Annotated in this window: 15 protein-coding genes; 6 read left to right on the forward strand and 9 right to left on the reverse strand. The window is 69.0% G+C overall.

What is annotated here, in order from left to right; genetic code table 11:
* Positions 1–2 precede the first annotated feature (2 nt).
* The 3 genes from HUA76_RS34135 to HUA76_RS34145 all read left to right on the forward strand — a co-directional run bounded on the left by HUA76_RS34135 (position 3) and on the right by HUA76_RS34145 (position 2,641).
* Entirely contained in the window at positions 3–785 is a 783-nt protein-coding gene (locus HUA76_RS34135) for an SAM-dependent methyltransferase (RefSeq protein WP_254614663.1), read from the forward strand.
* A 186-nt stretch (positions 786–971) separates the two neighbouring features.
* Complete coding sequence (locus tag HUA76_RS34140) at positions 972–1,523, forward strand: TetR/AcrR family transcriptional regulator (RefSeq protein ID WP_174463191.1); 552 nt, start codon at positions 972–974, stop codon at positions 1,521–1,523.
* The gene (locus HUA76_RS34145; RefSeq protein ID WP_174463192.1) at positions 1,520–2,641 is read left to right on the forward strand and encodes a DUF418 domain-containing protein; all 1,122 of its coding nucleotides are present in this window, start codon (positions 1,520–1,522) and stop codon (positions 2,639–2,641) included. The genes HUA76_RS34140 and HUA76_RS34145 overlap by 4 nt, the downstream gene beginning before the upstream one ends.
* A gap of 1 nt (position 2,642) precedes the next feature.
* Here HUA76_RS34145 and HUA76_RS34150 read toward each other — a convergent pair whose 3' ends face one another.
* The 4 genes from HUA76_RS34150 to HUA76_RS34165 all read right to left on the reverse strand — a co-directional run bounded on the left by HUA76_RS34150 (position 2,643) and on the right by HUA76_RS34165 (position 7,938).
* A complete protein-coding gene (locus HUA76_RS34150; RefSeq protein WP_371823555.1) occupies positions 2,643–4,484 on the reverse strand; it encodes a pseudouridine synthase in 1,842 nt (613 codons plus the stop codon).
* 66 nt (positions 4,485–4,550) lie between these two features.
* Positions 4,551–5,828, reverse strand: a complete 1,278-nt coding sequence (locus tag HUA76_RS34155) for an APC family permease (RefSeq protein ID WP_217440586.1) — start codon at positions 5,826–5,828, stop codon at positions 4,551–4,553.
* Positions 5,829–6,007: 179 nt separating this feature from the next.
* On the reverse strand, positions 6,008–7,144 hold the full coding sequence (locus HUA76_RS34160; RefSeq protein WP_174463193.1) for a class I SAM-dependent RNA methyltransferase: 1,137 nt from the start codon (positions 7,142–7,144) through the stop codon (positions 6,008–6,010).
* A gap of 41 nt (positions 7,145–7,185) precedes the next feature.
* Entirely contained in the window at positions 7,186–7,938 is a 753-nt protein-coding gene (locus HUA76_RS34165) for a lysophospholipid acyltransferase family protein (protein ID WP_174463194.1), read from the reverse strand.
* Positions 7,939–8,240: 302 nt separating this feature from the next.
* Here HUA76_RS34165 and HUA76_RS34170 point away from each other — a divergent pair, with 302 nt between their 5' ends.
* A complete protein-coding gene (locus HUA76_RS34170; protein WP_141645678.1) occupies positions 8,241–9,131 on the forward strand; it encodes an oxidoreductase in 891 nt (296 codons plus the stop codon).
* Here HUA76_RS34170 and HUA76_RS34175 read toward each other — a convergent pair.
* From HUA76_RS34175 to HUA76_RS34185, 3 genes are all read right to left on the reverse strand, one after another.
* Entirely contained in the window at positions 9,109–10,749 is a 1,641-nt protein-coding gene (locus tag HUA76_RS34175) for an ATP-binding protein (RefSeq protein WP_174463195.1), read from the reverse strand. The genes HUA76_RS34170 and HUA76_RS34175 overlap by 23 nt on opposite strands.
* Positions 10,750–10,983: 234 nt before the next feature.
* Positions 10,984–12,153, reverse strand: coding sequence for a TIGR02266 family protein (locus HUA76_RS45770; RefSeq protein WP_174463196.1), 1,170 nt, complete (start codon positions 12,151–12,153; stop codon positions 10,984–10,986).
* A 16-nt stretch (positions 12,154–12,169) separates the two neighbouring features.
* Positions 12,170–12,544: a response regulator gene (locus tag HUA76_RS34185; protein ID WP_141645963.1), complete on the reverse strand. Its 375-nt coding sequence runs from the start codon at positions 12,542–12,544 to the stop codon at positions 12,170–12,172.
* A gap of 82 nt (positions 12,545–12,626) precedes the next feature.
* Here HUA76_RS34185 and HUA76_RS34190 point away from each other — a divergent pair, with 82 nt between their 5' ends.
* Positions 12,627–14,018: a M20/M25/M40 family metallo-hydrolase gene (locus tag HUA76_RS34190; RefSeq protein WP_174463197.1), complete on the forward strand. Its 1,392-nt coding sequence runs from the start codon at positions 12,627–12,629 to the stop codon at positions 14,016–14,018.
* Between the two features lie 33 nt (positions 14,019–14,051).
* Here HUA76_RS34190 and HUA76_RS34195 read toward each other — a convergent pair whose 3' ends face one another.
* A complete protein-coding gene (locus HUA76_RS34195; RefSeq protein WP_174463198.1) occupies positions 14,052–14,519 on the reverse strand; it encodes an NUDIX hydrolase in 468 nt (155 codons plus the stop codon).
* Positions 14,516–15,949, reverse strand: a complete 1,434-nt coding sequence (locus HUA76_RS34200) for a DUF2380 domain-containing protein (RefSeq protein WP_371823556.1) — start codon at positions 15,947–15,949, stop codon at positions 14,516–14,518. The genes HUA76_RS34195 and HUA76_RS34200 overlap by 4 nt, the downstream gene beginning before the upstream one ends.
* 471 nt (positions 15,950–16,420) lie before the next feature.
* Between HUA76_RS34200 and lepB the strand changes: the two genes are divergently transcribed.
* Positions 16,421–16,924 carry a signal peptidase I gene (gene lepB / locus HUA76_RS34205; protein WP_174475831.1) on the forward strand — a complete coding sequence of 168 codons (504 nt, stop codon included), beginning with the start codon at positions 16,421–16,423 and terminating at the stop codon, positions 16,922–16,924.
* The last annotated feature ends 13 nt before the right edge of the window (positions 16,925–16,937 follow it).

Genomic DNA, 16,937 nt, shown 5'->3' on the forward strand with positions numbered 1-16,937 from the left:
TGATGGGCTTGTTGCGTCCGGCGGTGGAGGACGTGAAGGCGCGTCATCCCGAGTCCTCCGTGTTCGTGGACGCGGGCAGCGGCAACGCGTACCTGGGGTTCGTGCTCTACGAGCTGTTCCTGAAGGACGCGGCCACGGGCACGTTGCTGTCGGTGGAGGGGCGGCCGGAGCTGACCGAGCGCGCGAAGGGGCGCGCCGAGCGGCTGGGCTTCTCACGGATGCAGTTCCAGACGGCGCACATCGACCAGGCGGCGTATCCGGAGCGCGTCCATCTGGTGATGGCGCTGCATGCGTGTGACACGGCCACGGACGACGCGCTCATCGCGGCGGTCCGGCATGGCGCGGACCACGTCGCGGTGGTGCCGTGCTGTCAGGCGGAGGTCGCCGCGCAGCTGAAGGAGCACCGGCAGGCGGCCCACGGGAGCATGGGCCTCCTGTACGCGCATGCGTGGCACCGGCGCGAGTTCGGCTCGCACCTGACGAACGTCATCCGCGCGCTGACGCTGGAGTCGTTCGGTTATCAGGTGACGGTGACGGAGCTGACGGGCTGGGAGCACTCGTTGAAGAACGAGTTGATCCTCGCCAGGCGTGTGCACCGGGACAACCGGCGAGCGCGCATCCAGCTCGAGCGACTGCTGGCGGAGACGGGCGTGAATCCGAAGCTGACGCGGGAGCTGGGCGTGAAGCCCGCCGCGTCGGTGGGCGCGGCGTTGCCCGCCGAACCGCTGCCCGAGGCGCCGCAGGCGGTGTCCTCCGAGGAAGCCGCACAGACCGCTGAGAGCTGAGCGTGTGACGAGGAGGCTCGTGAAGGGCCTCCTCGTGGCACGTGGCCGCCGCGCACGGGTGTAGAGCGTGCGCGGGCCCGAGGTTTGCCTCGTGCCTCATGTGAGACTAAGTTGTCTCACATGAGACGGACAAGAGCCGGCGCCCCTCCCTCCGTAGCGTCTGGCTCGGATACTCGAGCGAGCATCTTGAGCGCGGCGGCTCGTGCGTTCGCGGTGGACCCCTCCGCGTCACTCGTCGATGTGGCCCGGTCCGCGGGAGTCGGACGGGCGACGCTTCACCGGTACTTCAGCTCCCGCGAGGAGCTCATCCGCGAGGCGGGGTTGGACTCCCTGGTGCAGCTCGAAAAGGCGTTGAAGGCGCACCGGTTCGAGCGGCTGGCTCCCGATGTGGCCCTGGAGTCCCTGGTGGGCGCGCTGACCCCCTGGGGCGACAGGCTCCGGTTCCTCCTGGTCGTCTCCGAGCTGAGTCAGGAGCCTTCGCTCAAGGCCGCTGAAGCCCGGGTGGACGAACAACTCATGCGCATCCTGCTTCGCGCCAGGGACGAAGGCGTGCTGCGCCAGGACCTGCCGAGTGCGTGGTTGTTCGCCACCTTCGAGGCGCTTCTGTATGCGGCCTGGACGTCGGTCGCCCAGGGTGACCTCGCCGCGAACGATGCCGCTCGAACACTTCACGAGACGCTGCTCCACGGCCATGGCACCGGGCGCCCCGCTGGCGCCAGGAAGGCGCGCCCACGATGACCCCGAATCCCACGGAGCGGCTTCGCGGCATCGATATCGCTCGTGCATGCGCCATCTTCGGGATGTTCGTGGTGCATGCGTTCCTCGTTCTCGGGCCTCCCAGTTCCGGCCTTTCGGGCTGGGAGCGCATCGTGTTCAACCTGACCGAAGGGCGCGCCGCCGCCACCTTCGTCCTCCTGGCGGGCCTGGGGGTGGGCCAGCTTCTCTCGCGACGGGAAACCACCGACTCACGTCGCGTGCTGTGGCGTCGAGCCCTCTTCCTGGGGGGGCTGGGAGTGCTCAACCTCATCGTGTGGCCTGGCGACATCTTGCGGCTCTACGGCGTCGCGCTCTTCGCCGCGCCGTGGTTGCACCGCTGGTCATCCAAGGCCCTCTCGGGGCTCGTGGCCGCGCTCATCCTCGTCTTTCCGCTCGCGGCCTTCCTCGTGGACTGGGATGCCCGTTGGGACTGGGCCACGCTCACCTACCGGGGCCTCTGGACTCCTTCCGGCTTTGTCCTCAACCTGGGGGTCGATGGCTTTCGTCCCTTGCTCCCCTGGTTGGCGTTCTTCGTCCTGGGCCTGCGGCTGGCCCGGCTCGACTGGCGCGACAGGGCCACGCAGCGGCGAATGCTGTGGGCGGGCATCTGGCTGTTCGTCCTGGCGGAGTTCGCCTCGGCGGGGCTGGTGAAGCTCGCGATTCAAAGCGCGATGGGTGAGCGGTTGGGGGCACAAATCGTGACGGCGCTCCTCGGTACGCACTCCATTCCGCCCATGCCGTTGTTCATGCTCTCCGCGCTGGGCATCGCCTGCCTGGTCCTGGGTGGCGGCTTCGTGCTGGGGGACCACCTCCCGCGACGCCTTCAGGAGGCGCTGGTGTCCACGGGGCGCCTGGCGTTGACCTGGTATCTGGGCCATGTGCTGCTGCTGGTGGGGCTCGCCCTCGCTGGATACGGCAACCGCCTCTCCGCGCTTGCCGCCATGGGGGTGGCGTTCGCTGGGTTCGCGGGTGTCGTCGCCGTGTCGACCTTGCGAAGCGGAGCACCCATGTTGCTGGAGCGAATGCTCCGGCGCTTCTCCACACCGAGCCCCCGTGCTGACAAGGCGATGGAGTCACCGCCCGAATCGCCTCGCGAATGAGTCAGAAGGGCGCGGGGCAGTCGAAGGTGATGCTTGCCCCTGTCCCTGGATGTTGGAGGGTGAGCGACTCCGCGTGGAGCATGAGTCGCGCTCCCCCGCGTCCGTAGAGCCGGTCGCCGACGATGGGCGCACCGAGCCCGAGCGGATGCGAGGCATGGACCCGGAGCTGATGAGTCCTTCCCGTGAGCGGAAAGAAGGCCACGCGGGTTCGCCCGTCGCGCCGTTCGAGGACTCGCCACTCCGTCACGGCGGACTTGCCGTGGACGGTGTCGTGAATCTGTCGAGGGCGGTCATTCAGGTCGACGCGCATCGGGAAGTCGATGCGGCCCTGGTCCTCCTGGATGAGTCCCTCCACCCACGCGACGTAGCGCTTGCGCACTTCACGGTGCACGAACTGGCTCTGCAGTGCCGCATGCGTGCGTGAGTCGAGCGCCGCGACAATCAGGCCCGACGTGTCCAGGTCCAGTCGGTGTACCAGGAGCGGGCCGGTGGTCTCGGGATGACGCGCTCGAAGCCGCGTGAGCACGGAGTCCGTGAGCGACTCTTCGCGCCCAGGCACGGACAGCAGCCCATGGGGCTTGTCGATGACAACGAGCCACGGGTCCTCGAACAGGACGGTCAGCGCGTCAGGGGCCGCGGGTGGCGGCACGAAGGTGCGTGGCGGCGCGACCTGAAGTCCTTCCAACATGAAGGGGAGCAGGGGACCGCACTTGTCGCGACAGGCGGCGTAGTACGCGCCAGAGACACGTCCTCCCGCTGGAGGCGGTGCGCCCCACCAGAACTCCGCGAGCGCGATGGGGCGCAGCCCGTGAGCATGCGCGTATGCGAGCAACTTGGGGGCGGCGCAGTCGGCGGCACCGGAAGGCGGCTGGCCGCGCTCGTAGAGGGCTCTCAGGAGGCGACGCTCACCGCGCGCGCTGGTGATGGCGTAGGTGTCGTGGATGCGCCGCATGAGCGCGCGACTCACCATGTGGCGCAGGCGCTCCAGGGCGCGGAGTCGTCGTTCCCGTCGCGCGAGCTGCGGCTCGATTCGCTGTCGCTCCTCCGCGTGGGTGGCTTCCAGACGGCGTCGCTCGGCTTTGTCCCCTCGACTCTCCTGGTCGAGCGTATGGAGCGCGGCGCGTTGCGCGGCCTCGTCCCGCGTATCCGGTGCGTTGGTGTCCATCGAATCGGCTGAACCCCGCCGCTCCCGCGCGGCCGTCTCATCCCGAGCGGGCCACTCGAGAGGCCGCGCTGATTCGGCCGGGCCTCCTCGCTCCCCAGGGGGATGGGAGTCCATGGGAACTCCTGGATGCTCGGGAGATGGCCGCGTCCTCGTGAGCTCCGCCCGACGTGCATGACGCTGCTTTCGACGCGCCTCGTGACGCTCACGCAGCGCCGTGAGCTCCGCGGTGTGTCGAGCCGACTGGGCCTCATGTGCGGCCCGAAGCGCGATGAACTCGGGCTCGGACCCCAGGGCTTCGGAGCGAGCCAGCAGTGCCTTCACCGTCGCCTCGCCCTCGGGCTCCAGGCGTGCTCGGGCCTCACGGTCGAACAGCGGTGGAACGAAGCCCTCGAGGTCCCAGCGTCCGGCGAGCATCCCCGAGAAGGCTCGCAGGAACCCGACGCGTCCATCGGGCCGGCGCACCACCAGCACGCCGAACATCTTCCCGCCTTCGGGACTCTCCAGCAGGGACAGCGGCACGTCCGCGGCGAGGTGCCGCGAGCGGAGCTCCGCCTGGAGGACCTCCGCGGCCTGCCGCGCGAGCGCCGAGGGCCCCAGCTCATCGAAGGGGCTCGGGAAACTTCCCGGTTCATCGGGAAGCTTCGTCCGGGGCTCGAAGAGGGTGACACGCGGGTCCACGTGTCCACCGCTAACATGAAACCCGGGCCCACTGCGAACGGGCCCGGGAGCCGAGCGCTCCCTGCGTTACTGGAGAGCGACCTTCCCATCCGGCTTGCGCTGGAAGCGATACAGCACGAAGCCGACAGCGAGCGCGATGGCACCCGCGATGAGGTTCTTCCGCTGGGCGCTCAGCGCGAACACGACACACAGCGAGGCGGCGGCGATGGGAATCACCGGTCCTCCCGGGATGCGGAACGCATTGGCCGGCTGCTGGAGCTTGCGCCGCAGCACGGGCACGGCCACCGCGGTGCCGAAGTACGTCGCCAGCCGGGCCACCACGGAGAGCGTGGCGAGGAACTCGAACGAACCGGTGAAGGCCAGTGGGAGCGCGATGGCGGTCTGGGTCACGATGGCGACCATCGGCGTGCGGTAGCGCGGGTGCAGCGTGGCGAGCGCCGCCGGACCGAAGCCATCCTGCGCCAGCGCGTAGAGATAGCGAGGCCCCGCGAGCACCGTGTTGCTGTTGGTGCCGAGGATGGACAGCACTCCACCCACCGTCATCAGGAGCCCGCCTCCGTTGCCCAGGAAGCGCGCGGCGGCGTCCGCCAACGGCGTCTTCGAGTCCACGACGCCCGGCAGCGTCCCCAGGGCGACCCACTGCACCGCCGTGTAGATGAGCGTGACGACGCCAATCTGGACGATGAGCGCGAAGGGCACGTCCCGGCGCGGATTCTTGAACTCACCGGCCGGCGCTGCGGTGTTCTCGAAGCCCGCGTAGGCGAACAGGAGCAGCAACACGGCGGCGCCCAGGTCGCCGTCACTCTTCGCCACCACCGAGGTGGCCAGCGGCGCCGACACGAAGAAGATGCCCACGGTGATGAAGACGAGCAGCGGCACCGTCTTGGTGATGGCCAAGAAGACGGCGGTGCGTGCGCCGCCCTTCACGCCGACGACGTTGATGGCGGTGAGCGCGAGCAGGGGTATCGCGATGGCCAGGCCCTGCCCCACGCCCTCGTTGGCTCCAGGCCACAGGTAGCCGAGCGCGCGGGAGAAGCCGACGGACAGCGAGGCCACCGAGGAGACTCGGGCGAGCCACGTCATCCACCCCACCTGGAAGCCCACCAGCTCACCGAAGGCCTCGCGCGTGTAGAGGTACGCGCTGCCGGGCTTGTCGAAGTAGCTGGCGGCTTCCGCGAAACACAGCACGAGCAGCAGCACGGCCAGTCCGGCCACCACCACCGCGCCCGTGCTGGCGGAGCCGAGGTTGGCGGCGGCGGCGGCGGGCAGGAGATATACCCCGCTGCCGATGACGTCGTTGATGGAGAAGCCCACCAGCTCCCAGCGGGAGACAGCGCGCTTCATTCCAAGGTCTTGGGGAGTCGAATCGCTACCAGTCGTCATGGTGGGGTGGGGGAGGCCGGGGTGGACCTGACAGGGAGGACCACTGGAGCATATGCGGGGAGAAACCGCGAATTCAGGGACTCCCGAGCCCCACGCGAGCCGTGACTCCGGCGCGCGAACCTCACCCCTTCAAATACGACTCACGCCGTCAGCAGCAGGCGACACCTCAGCCCGCCATTGCGCACGGGCAGACTGCGCGCGCCGGGCAGCTCCAGCGCCTTCACCAGGGCGGAGTCCTCCGGAACCAGCAGCGCCGCGCGCCAGCCCGCGAAGCCCTTGCGAACCAGGGTGCCGAGCGCGCGGTAGAGGCCGGGCAGGTCCTCCCCTTCGCCCAGGCGCTTGCCATAGGGCGGATTCGCGACCAGCAACCCGGGCCCACCCGGGGGCGCGGTCAACGTGCGCAGGTCCTTGCGCTCCAGCGCGAGCGTCATGCCCGCGCGCCGAGCGTTCCTGCGCGCCGTGCCCAGCGAGCCCGCGTTGATGTCATAGCCATACACGGCCGCGCGCGGTGCCGTCAGCGTCTCCGCCTCCGCGCGCGCCTTGCGAGTGGCCCAGGCGCTCGCGTCGAAGCCCGGGAAGGACTCGAAGGCGAAGCCATGCAGCAACCCTGGCGCGCGACGCATGGACATCCACGCGCCTTCCACCAGGAAGGTGCCCGAGCCGCACATCGGGTCCACCAGTGGCTCCGTGCCGTCATACCCGGCCAGCATCAGGATGCCCGCCGCGAGCGTCTCCCGCAGGGGCGCGCGGCTCACCTCTTGTCGATAACCCCGGCGATGCAGCGGCTCCCCGCTGGTGTCCGCGCTCACGGTGAAGTCATTGCCCTCCACTCGGACCAGCAAGGTGAGCCCCGGACCGCCTTCGTCGTCGAGCGGACCCGCCCGGCCCACCTCGGCCAGTCCCCATGCCTTCGATGCCGCCGAGAAAACAACGCCCTGGCTCGGGACACCCGCGCGGTGCAGCGTCACCGAGAGCCGGGGCGGCGCGCCCCTGTCCCACGTGCGTGACAAATCCAACGCGCGCAGCCCTCGAATCAGCGCGCCCTCGTCACTCGCGTGGAAGGAGCCCAGCCGCAACAGCACCCGGCTCGCGGTGCGCAGGCGCAGGTTGGCTTCCTGATGCAGCCCCGTGGGCCCCTCGAGCTCCACCCCGCCTTCGACGAGGGAGGGCTTCCAGCCCAGCGCGGAGCACTCCGCCTCCAGCGCGGTCTCCAGTCCGGGAAGGGTGGACACGTAGACTTGTTCTTCGGCGCGGGCGGTCGTCACGGGAGGCTCCATTGTCCGTGCTCCTGCGGCGACCGCAACGCTTCATTGCGGAATCACGGCGGTGATGCGGCCGGCGACTCGGACTCCAACGGCCTGGGCACCCGGGGCGGGTCGTCCGCGTAGACGCCCCGATACTCGGGAGGCAGCAGCTTCGCCACCCGGCGCATCATCGCGTCCACCAGCGCCTGCCGCGTGTCCTCCGCGCCAGCGACCTCCGCCTCCAGGTCCTCCATCCGGAACGCGGGGCCCACCCGCACGCGGACGTGGGCGTGGTACAGCCGCTCGCCGCCCATGTCGGAGTCGTTGATGGGCATCAGCTTCTCCGTCCCCATCAACGCGACCGGTACCACCGGCGCACCTCCGCGCTTGGCGATGAGCGCCACGCCCTTCTTCGCCTGGTGCAGCGCCCCATTCCGGCTGCGCGCGCCCTCCGGGAAGATGAGCACCGAGTCGCCGCCCTTGAGCGTCTCCACCGCCCGGCGCACCGCCTCGATGTCCGGCGAGTTGGGCTTGATGGCGATGGTGTCCATCACCTCCGAGGCCAGCCGCGTCATCACCGTGCTCTGCAGCTTCACGCCCGCCAGGAAGTACAGCCGCCGAGGACGGAACGCGCGGAACAGCGTGAAGCCGTCCGCATTGGACAGGTGGTTGCAGATGTAGAGACAGGGCTCGTCGGGGATGTTGCCCCGGCCCTCCACGACTTCGTCGGCCAGCGCATCCCACACGCCGTCCATCAGGGTGCGGACCACATGTCGCCGGACACCTTCCGGCAGTCGGGCCATCAGGGAAAAGAGAATGCGGAGCACGCGTCGGTCGCCTCCACCTCGGGACGGCCCGAGAGCATGGTCCGGTCGGAGCCCACGCGTCCGACCGTTACCGCCAGGGCTTCAGCACCGCCACTGGCCACCAGAAGATGTAGTCCTGTGGGGGCTCCAGGTCAGTGCTCGCGAGGAGTCCGCTTCCTGCCCGCAAGCCGTCCCGTCGTGCAGCCAACGCTCCGGACCGACTCCGGGACGGGGCAAAACCGTCCATGTCACCCACCCGTGACCCCCTGGGCGTGCGCGAACCCATCGGCGAGCACCCCGGGTTTGCGCTAAGGGAGGAAGCCATGAGCGCCGCCGAATCCACCCTCTCGCGCAGCAGGAAGCCCGTGGAGTACGAGGTCACCGTCGCCCACGTGCGGATGGACACGCACGACACCGCGACACTCTTCCTCGACTTCGGCGAGCCCCGTCCGGACTACAAGGCCGGCCAGTTCATCAACATCGACCCGCACCAGTTCCACGCGCTCGGGCGCCTGTCCGCCTACCTGCAGGAACAAAAGGGGCGCAAGGAGCCCCAGCGCTCGTACTCGCTGGCCTCCGCGCCCCATGAGCCCCACGTGGCCATCACCGTGAAGGACGAGGAGTTCATCCCCGGCCTCACCCGCTACCCGCCGCTCCTGTCCCCGTTCCTCGTCCACGGCCGGCTCACCGGCGCGCGACTCAAGGTGCTCGGCTTCATGGGCCCCTATGTGCTGCCGGACGACGTGGACCAGCGCACGGACCACGTCGTCCACATGGTGGCCGGCTCCGGCGCGGTGCCCAACTTCGGCATCATCAAGGATGCGCTCCACCGGAATCTCAAGGTGCGCCACACCTTGCTCATGTCCAACAAGACTTGGAGCGACGTGCTCTACCGGGACGAACTGGAGGCGCTGGAGCGCCAGCACCCGGACCGCGTCCGGCTGGTGCACACCCTCACCCGTGAGCTGGACGAGTCGCGCTTCGGCGCCAACGTGCGCAAGGGCCGCGTCCACCAGGCCCTGCTGGAAGAGCTCATCCCGGACCGGGCCACATGCCTGGTCTACGCGTGTGGCCCCGCGATTACGCCGTGGGACCGCCGCAAGGCGCTGGAGACGCGCACTCCGGCCACGCCGCGCTTCATGGAGACGGTGCTCGGACACCTGCACGCGCTCGGCATCGACGACAAGCGCATCAGGCGGGAAACGTACGGGTAGGCCCCAGCGGGAGCACCACCTCGAAGCGAGCGCCCCGCTTGGGCCGGCCGCTTGCGCGCACCTGCCCACCGTGTGCGAGCACCACGCGCTTGACGATGGCCAGCCCCAGGCCCCGTCCGTTGGCGCGCGTGAGGAAGAAAGGCTCGAAGACGCGGCGCGGGTCCACGTCGGGAATGCCCGGGCCCTCGTCCTCCACCACCAGTCGCACGCCGCCCTCCACGGGCTCCACGTTCAGCCGCACGCGCCCGCCCGGCGGTGAGGCCTGCACCGCGTTGCGCACCAGGTGCGTCGCCGCGAGTTGGAGCAGCGTCTCATCGCCCATGATTTCGGGCACGTCCGGCGCCTCGTCCACGGTGAAGCGCAGCGTGGGCGCATCCGGTGGACCATGTAGCTGGCCCAGCGCGCGCCGCACCAGCTCACCCAGGTGCACCAGCCGCGGGCGCGGCTCCAGCGGACGCACCACGTCCAGCAAATCCCTGACGATGTCCTCCAGCCGGATGGCCTCTTCCTCCAGCATGCCCACCGCGGCCTGTCCCGTGGGGCCCAGGTGCGCCTCGCGGCGCAGCACCGCCACCGCGTTGAGGATGGCGCCCAACGGATTGCGCACCTCGTGCGCCACCACTCCCGCCGCCTCGCCCAGCACCGTCAGCCGCTCGTGCGCGACCAGCTCCTCCTGGAGCCGGGTCACTTCGACCAGTCGCTCCGCCGCCACGCGGTGGTGACGCACGTTCTCCAACGCGCCACCGAGCAACTGCGCGAAGAGCTCCAGCGTGCCCGCGGCGGCCGGCGTGAGGTCCAGGCCCTGTGCGGAGAGGATGCCGAAGGGCTGGCCCTCCACGAAGATGGGCGCATCCAGGGCGCGGATGCCGGGAGGGTAGGCGCGCTGGATGTCCTCGAAGACCTCGCTCGTGTGGACGCGATGGGCCGCGCCGAGCGCGTCCTGATGGAAGGCCGCCTTGCGCCGCGCGAGCACCTCCGCCAGGTGGGGCAGGGTGCCAAGGGGAAGGCGGACCTCGGAGATGGGCATGCCGTACTTGCGCTCGGCCAGCGCGACGATGGCGGGCTCCTGCCGCATGGGGCCGTGCCGGAACGTGTCTCCTTCGACCAGGAGGATGGCCGAATAGAAGCCCTGCCGGTGGACGGCGTCGATGGCCGTCTCGAGGACCTCCTGCTCGTCGCGCGCGCGCAGCATGTCCGCGGCGGCCGCGCCCAGCGCCTCGGTGAGCCGGCGGGTGGTGTCCACGCCTTCGGCGTCGTGCAGCAGCACCACCGTCTCTTCCGCCGTGGCGCCCGGTGCATAGGTCGCCGCCACCGTGCGCTCCTTCCCGTCGGCTCTCCGGATGCGCAGCCACAGCGGGTGCTCCGGCCGGGTGCCGTCCCGGGTGAGGGCCTCGTGGAAGGCCTCCACCCAGCCGCGCTCGGCGGGGATGAAGCGGGCGATGAGCGCGGTGACGGGCGTGGCCTTCAGCTCGTCGAGGGGAATTCCCAGCAGCGAAGCCAGGGCCGCGTTGGCGACCACCACCTGATCGCCTCGGGTGACCGCCGCGGGAGTGGGCAGCCCGGCAAGCAACCAGTAGTCAGAAGGGGCGGCGGAGGCGTCGGGAGGCACGGAAGTCATCCTGGCGGACGGCGCGAGGGGGCCGGGAGGGGGATGCAATCGATTTCGGGGTGTCCCGTAGGAAAGGGGGAGGGGACACAACGAAGGATGGACACCATGAACTTCATGAACGTGATGGGCCGCGATGACCTGGAGCTCAAGGCGGTGATGGCGGTGATGGCGGCCTTCGTCATGACCGGGGCCGTGTTCCTCGGTCAGCTGCTGTAGCAAGCCACCCCGAGCGGGCTCACCCGCTCAGGGCTTCTTCGGAGGCTTGCGGCTCACGAACTGCTGGATGAACTCCCGCTCCTCCTTGCGGAGGCTGCTGAGCCGCAACCCATAACCTCGCGGGTTCTTGCCGTCCTCCAGCGAATTCTCCCAGATGACGGAGCTTCGCAGCGTCATCACGCGCGAAGGGTCATCGAACCGCAACGTCAGCTCCACCAGGGTGCCCAGCCGCAGCGGCTTGTCCGTGGCGATGAAGAGGCCGCCGGAGGAGAGGTTGATGATGCGGTGGTCCGTGAAGATGCCGGTGTTCTGCATCGACACCTTCACGTCCGCGTGGATGCGATCATCCGCGCGGCGCTCCAGTCCCACGAACTCCGCGCTGGAATAGGTGGGCGCGGCGACGGCCTTGCGCAGCGGCACCGCGGGCGGCGGTGGCGCGGGCGGCGGCAGCGTGTGCGTGCGCTGCACTGGCGGCGACACAGGCGCGCGCGCGGCGACGGGCGCGGACGTCGCATGCATCACCGGCGGCGGAGGCCGGGCGGGCATCACCGGCTGCGGCGGTGGCGCGACGGGCGGCGCGATGACGGCCACGGGCGGCGGCGCGACGGTGGGAACGCGCGCGGCCACGGGCGGCACCACGGCGGGCGCCACCGAGGCCACGGGCGGAGGAGGCGGGGGCGGCAGCGGCCCGTCCATGTCCAGCCGGGGAGGCAGCGGCCGGGCCTGCTGGTAGGCGCCCTGCGCGTACAACACCTCCACCTCGCGCATGCAGCGCGACAGGAAGTCGAAGATCTCCGCCGACACCTTGCGCAGCTCCGGATGCGTCTCCGGCGACAGGTGCTCGGGCGAGAAGCGCTTGGCCATGCGGAAGAAGGCCAGGCGCACTTCGTCCAGGCTCGCGTTCGGCTTGGCGCCGAACACCTCGTGGGGCGGCAGGTTCTGAAGACCCCGGAGCTGGGTGCGCAGGCGCTCGGCCTGCTGCTGCTCCACCGAGGGCGAGGGCCGGGTGGCCGCGAACAAGTCACGCAGCTCGGGCAGCTCCTGGACGGCCACCCATTGGGTGCCGTCGCGGGAGGCGCGCACGGCGGCCTTCAGCCTCCCGGAGGAGATCAGCTCTCGAAGGGCCTGGAGGGCGAGGGGGCCCAACACGCGGCCCAGGTTGTCCGCTACCCAGTAACCGACAGCAGGAGACGACACGCAGACACCTCTGAAGTCAGTGAGCGAGCGCCTGGCGCACGGCCGAGGCGATTTCCAGCGGATGGAAGGGCTTTCCCACGAAGCCCACCGCGCCCGCGGCCATGGCCTGCTCCACGACGGGCTCCGCATCCATGCTGCTGATGACGAGCACCCGCGTGTTGGGCGACACCTGCTTGATGGCGCCGAGGACTTCCAGCCCGCTCTTCTTCGGCATGAAGAGGTCCAGGAACATCACCGCGGGCTGCTCGCGCGCTGCCACCGCGAGGCCTTCCTCTCCGTCCGCGGCTTCGAGCAACCGCAGCTCGATGCCCGTGTCGGCGATGACGTCCTTGAGGATGCGGCGCACGAAGCTGTCGTCGTCGACGAGCAGCAGTGTCGGGGTGTCGGACATGGCGCCGCATGATACTTGGACCGCGCAACATCCGCGCGAGGACCTGGAGCGCCTGCCTGCCTTTTTAGGTTAAGGGGTGAGCATGCCCATCGCCCAGGCTCTCTCTCACTTCGAGTCCCAGAAGACCGCCTACCTCGAGGACCTCATGGCCCTCGTGCGCATACCCAGCGTCTCGTTTCCTGGCTTCGACTCCGCCCGGGTGCGTCAGAGCGCTGAGGCGACTTCTCGACTCTTGGGAGACCGTGGGTTTGAAAACATCCAGCTACTCGAAATCGAGGGCGCCCACCCCTACGTCTACGGCGAGGTGTTGCGGGCTCCAGGCGCACCCACGTTGCTGTTGTATGCCCATCACGATGTGCAGCCAGCGGGCGACGAGTCGCTGTGGAAGAGCCCCCCGTTCGAGCCACAACTGCGGGATGGCCGGCTGTACGGGCGTGGCACGGCGGACGACAAGGCGGGCATCGTGGTGCACACGTCGGCGGTGGACGCGTGGCTGAAGGGCTCCGGTCGGCTGCCGCTCAACGTGAAGGTCATCATCGAGGGTGAGGAGGAGATTGGCAGCGGGCATCTGTCCGCATTCCTGCAGAAGCACTCGGCGCTGTTGAAGGCGGACGCCATCGTCCTGACGGACACGGCGAACTTCGACACGGGGCTGCCGTCCATCACCACCGCGCTGCGGGGGCTCGTCACGGTGGACGTGGAGGTGCGCGCGTTGAAGCAGGCGGTGCACTCCGGCATGTGGGGTGGTCCGGTGCCGGACCCGGTGATGGCGCTGTGCAGGATGCTGGCGACGTTGACCCACGCGGACGGCTCCATCGCGATTGAAGGGCTGCGAGAGCAGGTGAAGCCGCTCACGCCGGGCGAGCGCGAGAGCATCCAGTCCCTGCCGGGGAACGAGGCGTCCTTCCGCGAGCAGGTGGGGCTGTTGCCGGGCGTCCAGGTGTTGGGAGGACGGCACCCGTTTGAGATGAACTGGCGGCAGCCGAGCATCGCCATCAACGCCATCCAGGCGAGTACTCGCAAGGACGCGCGCAACATCATCTGCGACGCGGCGTGGGCGCGCGTGGGCATCCGCATCGTCCCGGACCTGGAGGCACAGGACGTGGAGCGGCGGCTGAAGGAGCACCTGAGCAAGGTGTGTCCGTGGGGGCTGGAGGTGAGCTTCCACACGGAGGGGGCTTCGGGGTGGTGGTACACGGACCCGTCGCACCCGGCGTTCCAGGCGGCCTTCCGTGCGCTGGAGAAGGGCTATGGGACGAAGGCGGTGGCCATCGGCTGCGGCGCGTCCATTCCCTTCGTGGAGCCCTTCGCGAAGGAGCTGGGCGGAGTGCCCGCGCTGCTCATCGGCGTGGAGGACCCGTACACGTACGCCCACTCGGAGAACGAGAGCCTGCACGTGGGGGACTGGGAGAAGTCCATCCGCAGCGCCATCCATTTGTACGAGGAGCTGGCGAGCGCGCTCACCGCGCGGTGAGTGGTGGCCTTTCGCTCGGTGGCGTTGGGTGGGTCAGGCTTCGTCGTCGGGCAAGAGCGTGCGGAGCAGTTCGTCGTCGGGACCGAGCGGGCGCCATCCAACAGGAGGCGGCGACACGCGAAGCGCTGCCCTGGCCTGCCTGACCCGCTCCTTGTGCGTATCAGGGGAGTAGGAAGTCCACGAGCCGAGCGCCAGGGCAATTTCACCACGGATTGCGTCGTCCAATGCGTCCGGCCAGCCATTCGGAAATCGTTCGGACAGCTCGCGCACGAGCACGTCGCGCACAAAGCGCGTGACTTGCTTGTGCTGCTCCGCCTCGTTCAGCAAGCCGCTCAACACCTGCACTGCGGCAATGTCATCTCCAAGCTCGTCGGCCAGCGCGTATAGCGGGACAGCAGGGCGCGCAGCGGCAAAGGCAGTGAGCGAGTCGTAGCCGCATGCGCGGACTCGTTCGTACAGGCGTACCCTGATGTTGCCCCGCCAGGCGTCTCCGCCGCTCATCGTTTTCTCCCAGAGGTGAAGCTCATCGGGATTCTGTAGTCCCGCATACGCTTTGCGACTTCTTTCAAGATCTCATTCCGCGTCAACATGCGTCCAGCTTCGACCTCCGCCTCTCGCAGTACCTCCATGAGCCGCTGGTTCCACTCACCGGGCCACGTGCGCCCCAGCTTCCAGTTCCCGCCTCCGTGAATCGACTCGTGGTGGGCTCGCTCCAGCCTCACGCAAAAATGGTCGATGTCCATGGCGCCCGTGAAGCCGCGCTGCTCGAACCATTTACGATGCTCTCGTGGCAGGACATGGTGCTTCGGAGCCTCCGCCATGCCTGCCCCGGCCCTGCCTGTCTCGTGCATTCCGCGCACCTCGGGGCTGTCACCCAGGGCCTCGCGTACGCCCTTGGGCAAGTCCCGGTGCGACTGCGCCATCAGCACCTGTCCAGCGTGGACACGGACAGCCGCGCTAGCGACTGGCATGGAAATGACTCCTGCCTGTACGAGCTGTCGCATCATCTCCACCCACTCCGCGGAGACAACGAGGTGCGAGCCCGCCATCACTCCACCTGGACCCACAGCGAGGCGCGCGCCCACGAGGACGGGCCCTGAGGGAGGCAGCCGGGGGAGTGACACGCGCAGCGTCGAAACCAGGGCCACCATTTCGATGAACTGCGCCGCCGCGATGACTTGCCCTGTACGCTCCATTGCCACGCGCGCACCCTCGCGAATGGTGCTGAACTCCTGGGTCAGTTTCCCCATCAGCTCAGGCATCGCAGCCGCCGTGGCCTCCACGCGTCCTGGCTCCAGGGAGGAGAGCGCCGTCATCGCCGGCCCCAGGCGCTTCTGTACGCGGTCCATGTCCGTGAGCAGTTGCTCCACGCTGTAGTAAGGGCACTGCTGGAGCACGGCATCGGCGAGCTGGAGGACGTCGAACCAGGTCGCCAACAACATGGCGCCAGCCATGGCCGCCTGGAGGCGAGGCCCTGTCATCCTGAGCAGGCCCACCGCCATGTCCGGGTCGTCCACCGACTCGGAGACCTCCACGAGCGTGGCCGTTCCTCGGAGTGCGTCACGAAGCCAGGGCATCTGGTTCGAGCCGTAGTCGAAGTAACGCGTGAAGAGGTCGGCGTTTCCACCAAGGCCCCGCGTGTGAGCCGCGAGCCTGGGGATGGCACTGGAGAGCTCCTCCGTGGAGCCCTTCACTTTGTCCACCGCCGCCACGACTGCTTGCCGGGTCTGTATGGCTCGCTGCTGGCTGTCCGCGATGGCCTCTGCCTCATTCTCGCGAGGGCGGTCGCGTCGTTCCCGTGTGCCAGAGTGGCGCGGACTGGAGTCGTCAGCCAGGCCGTCCCGCTGCGAATAGCGCAGGGGCCTGCCCGCTCCGGAGGCAGGCGACTGGGAGGCACAGCCCGTCACCAGCATCACCAGACTCAACAGCACGGCATGCGTACGCAGGGCCCACCTCCAGCGCCACTTTCCTCATGCGTCCCGGGGGGGCATCTTCCAATGACAACGAGCCGGGGACCTTGCCGTCCCCAGCCCGTCGTCGCTTCAGGTGCCCCTCAGGGCCTCGGCGCTCAGCAGCTCGGGCTACAAATCCGCCAGCAGCGGAGGTCATTATCATCACAGCTCGAGCAGCACGGAGCGGCGACCGTCTCCTCGCTTCCCAACGTCGCGGAACCCACGGCCACAGCAGCTCCCAGCACGAATCCGATGAGCCCCATCTTCAAGGTCTTCTTCATCCGACCTCCTGTGTTGTGCGGTTGTTTGACATGGGGCGGTCCGAAGCCCGTCCCATCCGATAGTGTATAGAGTTCGAGAGGCCCTTGAAAGGGTAGACCCAGACGAATGAGCAATCATTGCCAGGACGCGCCTGCTCACACACAGAAAAAGTGGAAGATTCCGTGGAGGATGGTCATCGGGGTGGGCGCGCTGGTGCTGCTGGCGGTGCTCCTTCGCGGCTTCGTCGTGCACCCGAGGCTCATCGTCTCGGGCTCGATGGAGCCGACGCTGGCAGTGGGTGACCGGCTGGTGGTGGATACCCTGTCCTACCGCGTCCATCCGCCCCAGGCCGGGGACGTCGTCGTCTTCGAGCCGCCTCCCGAGCTCGTGCGCTCCGGTGACCTGCGCCAGCACATCGCCATCAAGCGGGTGATTGCCCTGCCGGGTCAGGAGGTGCGGGTGCGCGACGGGCAGGTGTTCGTGGATGGACGGCTCCTCCAGGAGCCCTACGTCGCGGCGGCGCCCACCTACCAGTGGGGCCCCGCGCGCGTGCCCGAGGACAGGCTCTTCGTCCTGGGTGACAACCGGAACGCCAGCAGCGACTCACATGTCTGGGGTCCCCTGCCGCGACGCTCCGTCACTGGCAAGGCCTGGTTGCGCTTCTGGCCGCCGGAGCGCGCGGGAGCACTGTGACGGGAGCCGGCCT

This window comes from Myxococcus sp. CA056, assembly GCF_013336715.1.
In the GTDB taxonomy this organism is placed as follows: domain Bacteria; phylum Myxococcota; class Myxococcia; order Myxococcales; family Myxococcaceae; genus Myxococcus; species Myxococcus llanfairpwllgwyngyllgogerychwyrndrobwllllantysiliogogogochensis.